Origin of the sequence: Limnohabitans sp., from assembly GCF_044361985.1 — a bacterium.
GTDB lineage: Bacteria > Pseudomonadota > Gammaproteobacteria > Burkholderiales > Burkholderiaceae_C > Limnohabitans_A.
This window is the reverse complement of sequence record NZ_JBIKHV010000146.1, coordinates 1-4121: the sequence shown is the minus strand read 5'-3', so window position 1 is coordinate 4121 and position 4121 is coordinate 1. Positions and strand designations below refer to the sequence as shown.

Genomic DNA, 4121 nt, shown 5'->3' with positions numbered 1-4121 from the left:
GTGCCGGTGGGGGCAGGGGATGTGAAGCTGGTGATCGACCGCGTGTTGCCCTGACCTTAGGCGCTGACCCCATGAACAACGGCCCAAGGTGCGATCATTGGGCCGTTTTTTCTGGGCGGGATGGTTTAAATGTTTTTAACCACCTCACACGCTAAGCGATACCCCCCGCCCCCTTCACATACTCAAGCAACTCCACAAAAAGCGGATGTCAGACAGGAAGCCGATCTCGCCTTGGGGGTTGCTGCGCGTCAAGGTGATGGCAATGATGTCGCGCTCTTAGCCCTGAAACGAATCGACGGTGCCCACGCTGAGCCTGCGTTGCAGAATCAGGATATTAGCCATACGAACGTATGGATTTTTTTATGGCTTAATGCTACGATGAATCATGACTGCAGCTCAATTCGAATGGGATGACAACAAGGATGCTGAAAACCAAGCCAAGCATCAGGTGTCATTCAGGGACGCGCAAGCCGCCTTCGCTGATCCGCACCGCGTGATCGCCAAAGACCTGGCCCACAGTGAAGCTGAAGAGCGTTTTTACTGCATCGGCAAAGCGGGTGGCGGCATCTTGACGGTGCGCTTCACCTACAGGCGCAAAGTCATTCGAATCATTGGGGCAGGCTATTGGCGTAAAGGAAAGGCAATTTATGAAAAAGAAGATCGTTTACACGGATGAGCCCATGGGTGAAGTTGAGGTGGTCGCAGATTTTCTGCCGTCACCTGCCGAGCTGGCGTTCCGGGAAGATGGCGTGAAAGTCACGCTGGCCCTCAGCAAAAGCAGCGTGGAGTTTTTCAAGTCTGAGGCATCCAAGCACCACACCCAGTACCAGCGCATGATCCGCCGGTTGCTGGATTCATACGTTGAGGCTCAGGGCGCCGCTGCAAACAAGGCAAAACGCACAGTGCACAAGCGCGCACCGATTTAGTTCTAACGAATACCCCACCAGCAGTAACTTGCGCCGTGAGCGGATCATGCCGACCTTCATACGGCGGATGTTAGACAGGAAGCCGATCTCGCCATTGCGGTTGCTGCTTGTCAATGTGATGGCAATGATGTCACGCCTGTGAACGTGAAGGCGGTGAAACCATCCGAATCATCTCTGCTCGCAAGGCAACCAAGCGCGAAAGCGCTTTTTATCGAGGTATCTGACATGAAAGCCGAATACGACCTCTCCAAGTGTTAGTGGCGGTCTAAAAGCGCGCCTAAATGGCTTTTGAACGCGCTTTTTGGGCGAATCCTGAAATTGCTGCCTTATCCTTCGGAGCAAATGAACCGATCAGACCTCGTGCAACTTCTCTCCGACCGGTTCAGTCAGCTAACACAGGGGGATGCTGAAACCGCCGTTTCGACCATCTTGGAGGCGATGAATAGCGCAATGGTGCGTGGGCACCGCATTGAGATCAGGGGCTTCGGTAGTTTCTCAGTCATCCACCGTGCCTCGCGGATGGGCCGTAACCCGCGCAGCGGCGCTCCAGTGGAAATTCCTGCGGCGCGTGTGCCGCATTTCAAGCCAGGCAAAGCGTTGCGTGAGGCTGTCGATCTGCCCGGTGAAGAGGTTGCTCCCGAAAAGAGTCAGCGTAAATGAGGGTCAGGTATGGAGCAAAACGTAAACCCGCATTGCCGCGATTGCAGTCCTTCGAGTTTTGGCTTTATGTGGCTCCAGAAGGCACTAACCGGAAGTAGCCGTTTGCGATCTGCCTCCTGCATACCAGTCATTCGCAACCAGGGTTCGATGGTCAGGTTTGTGGCGACCATTTCGCCAAACCGGACACCCGCGTTTGACCATGAACGTTCATCAAGACAGCTTGCCCAAATGACGACTTAGTATCGGCGAGCGTCAGACCCTCTCAAGGATCAGTGCAATACCCTGACCGACGCCGATGCACATGGTGCACAGCGCGTAGCGCCCGCCGGTGGTGTGCAGGCGGTTGATGGCGGTGGTGGCCAGGCGTGCGTCAGATGCCCCCAATGGGTGCCCCAACGCAATTGCACCACCCCAGGCGTTGACGCGGTCGTCGGCATCCTTCAAACCCAGCATGCGCAGCACGGCAAGGCCTTGTGCAGCAAAGGCTTCGTTGAGTTCGATCACGTCAATCTGGTCCATCGTCAGGCCGCTCTGGGCCAGCACTTTTTGTGTGGCAGGCGCCGGGCCGATGCCCATGATGCGAGGTGCTACACCAGCGGTGGCCATACCGACCACGCGGGCTTTAGGCGACAAGCCGTATTTGGCAGCCTCGGCTTCTCCGGCCAGCAACAAGGCGCAGGCACCGTCATTCACGCCCGATGCATTGCCAGCGGTCACGGTGCCGTCAAGTCGCACCACACCTTTGAGTTTGGCCAGCGCTTCAAGGCTGGTTTCGCGCGGGTGCTCGTCGGTGTCAACCACGATAGCGTCGCCCTTTTTCTGGGGAATGCTCACGCCCACGATCTCGCGGGACAGGTGACCTGCCCTGATTGCAGCCACGGCGCGCAACTGGCTGTTCATGGCCATCAAATCCTGCGCTTCGCGCTCGATCTTGAAGTCGGTGGCCACGTTTTCGGCGGTTTCGGGCATCGAATCCACGCCATATTGGGCCTTCATCAACACCCTCGCCATTGAAGGCAGGCAACCAAGAGTCCAGCACGGGCTAGGCCGCGACTGACCGACCGAACAGTCTTGGCCGGTTAGAGTTTATTTCAGGGCAAAGCCCTGTGCGCGTACAAAAGCGCCGAAGCTGTGCCGCTCGGGCACTGAATACTGTCGTGCCTTGTCTTCGGACCAGGTGTATCGGGGAATGACTCCCCACTGCGCGGCATATTTTTGCTTGGCGTCTGCGGTCGGTTCCTTGATGGAGCGCCTGGCGTCGTAGGCTTCCAGGTTGATTGCGAAGGCGCTGGCATCGTAGTGGTTCTTGTGCACCGTGATCGACAGAGGGAGCCGCATACTGATGTGCCCGGACTCGGCGGGAAAACCCACACAGAGACCGGCCACCGGGAACACCTCTGTTGGCAACTGCAAAAGCCGACTGAGCTCATCGATCTGATTCCGAATCAAGCTGACCGGGCAGCACCCCAGGCCAAGCGCCTGCGCTGCTGTGATGAACGACTGCAGCGTCAGGCCAGCATCGACGGCTGCATTCATGAACATATCCAGCGTGTCGTTTGGATAGGGCTTGCCCCGCATCTCGGCAATGCGGCGCATCCGGTGGTTGTCTCCACAGAAGACAAGAAACCGGGATGCCTGTGCCATCCATGGCATGGCTGGCACCAAGGCGTTGATTTCTTCACGCAATGAAGGATCGGTAACGTCAATGACGGAAGCTTGCTGGAGGTCTGACTTGGAGGGGGCCGATAGCGCAGCGGACAGCGCGATCTCGATCAACTCATCACCCACCGGTTTGTCCTTGAATCTACGAATGGACCTGTGTGCCAGTTGCTGGGCGATGGTTCCTTCTGCGGGCATCGAATGACCAGCCACAGTTGGTAAACCGAAGCGGTCCTGAATCAGATCAGCGATGGAGCGCGGCATGGGGAGACCCTTGGAGAAAAAGCTCTTGATGACGCCGGCATCATATCGTTCGAGCTAAGCTGCGCCCGTAGGCAGGTACGTCAGCTCGGACTGAGACGATGGTACGAGTGGCTCAGGGCCGGGCTGACGTAGCTGCCTTAGCGGGTCGGCTTGAGCGAGGGGTTGGACGAAGCACTCCCAGCAGCATTCCTGATGCGATTTACGCTGCACATCTCACGTCCTCAATCCGAATGGGGTGACTGTGCAACGCATCCGCCCAGGAGTCCGCCCCTTTGTCTCAGGCAACAAGACCGATGCCACAGACGCCCGGGCTATCTGGTTGGCCGTGCAGCAGCCGGGCGTCAAATTCGTCGGCATCAAGACCGCAGCCCAGCAAGCCACGCTGACCCTGCACCGCCAGCGCGAACTCCTGATGAAGATGCGCACCATGCAGACCAACGCACTGCGCGGGCTGCTCTACGAGTTCGGAGCCACCTTTGCCCAAGGGCGCAAAGCCATGTTCAAAGACGTTGAACAAACACTCGAAGATTTGTCAGCGCAACTGCCTCAGATGGTCAGGGACAGCTTGCGCGAGCAAGTTGCACGCATCAAGGCGATGAGCGATGACATACT

At 57.5% G+C, this 4121-nt stretch carries 5 protein-coding genes and 2 pseudogenes; 4 read left to right on the top strand and 3 right to left on the bottom strand.

The genetic code is table 11. From position 1 onward, the window contains the following. Window positions 1-385: 385 nt before the first annotated feature. The gene (locus ACIQ3A_RS14115; RefSeq protein ID WP_396432354.1) at window positions 386-676 is read left to right on the top strand and encodes a BrnT family toxin; all 291 of its coding nucleotides are present in this window, start codon (window positions 386-388) and stop codon (window positions 674-676) included. Continuing rightward, complete coding sequence (locus ACIQ3A_RS14110) at window positions 648-926, top strand: hypothetical protein (protein ID WP_396432353.1); 279 nt, start codon at window positions 648-650, stop codon at window positions 924-926. Before ACIQ3A_RS14115 ends, ACIQ3A_RS14110 begins: the two co-directional genes overlap by 29 nt. Here the strand turns inward: ACIQ3A_RS14110 and ACIQ3A_RS14105 are convergent. Beyond that, entirely contained in the window at window positions 855-1052 is a 198-nt protein-coding gene (locus ACIQ3A_RS14105; protein WP_396432356.1) for an AAA domain-containing protein, read from the bottom strand. The two genes, ACIQ3A_RS14110 and ACIQ3A_RS14105, sit on opposite strands and share 72 nt — an antisense overlap. A gap of 216 nt (window positions 1053-1268) precedes the next feature. Here ACIQ3A_RS14105 and ACIQ3A_RS14100 point away from each other — a divergent pair, with 216 nt between their 5' ends. After that, on the top strand, window positions 1269-1586 hold the full coding sequence (locus tag ACIQ3A_RS14100) for an integration host factor subunit beta (protein ID WP_396432355.1): 318 nt from the start codon (window positions 1269-1271) through the stop codon (window positions 1584-1586). 252 nt (window positions 1587-1838) lie between these two features. Here the strand turns inward: ACIQ3A_RS14100 and ACIQ3A_RS14095 are convergent. Together ACIQ3A_RS14095 and ACIQ3A_RS14090 are read right to left on the bottom strand one after the other, a co-directional pair. Beyond that, window positions 1839-2585: pseudogene (locus tag ACIQ3A_RS14095) on the bottom strand (acetyl-CoA C-acyltransferase); the annotation flags it as partial. An 87-nt stretch (window positions 2586-2672) separates the two neighbouring features. Further along, on the bottom strand, window positions 2673-3509 hold the full coding sequence (locus ACIQ3A_RS14090; RefSeq protein WP_396432352.1) for a nitroreductase family protein: 837 nt from the start codon (window positions 3507-3509) through the stop codon (window positions 2673-2675). A 262-nt stretch (window positions 3510-3771) separates the two neighbouring features. Between ACIQ3A_RS14090 and ACIQ3A_RS14085 the strand changes: the two are divergent. Further along, a pseudogene (locus tag ACIQ3A_RS14085) lies at window positions 3772-4121 on the top strand (IS110 family transposase); the annotation flags it as partial.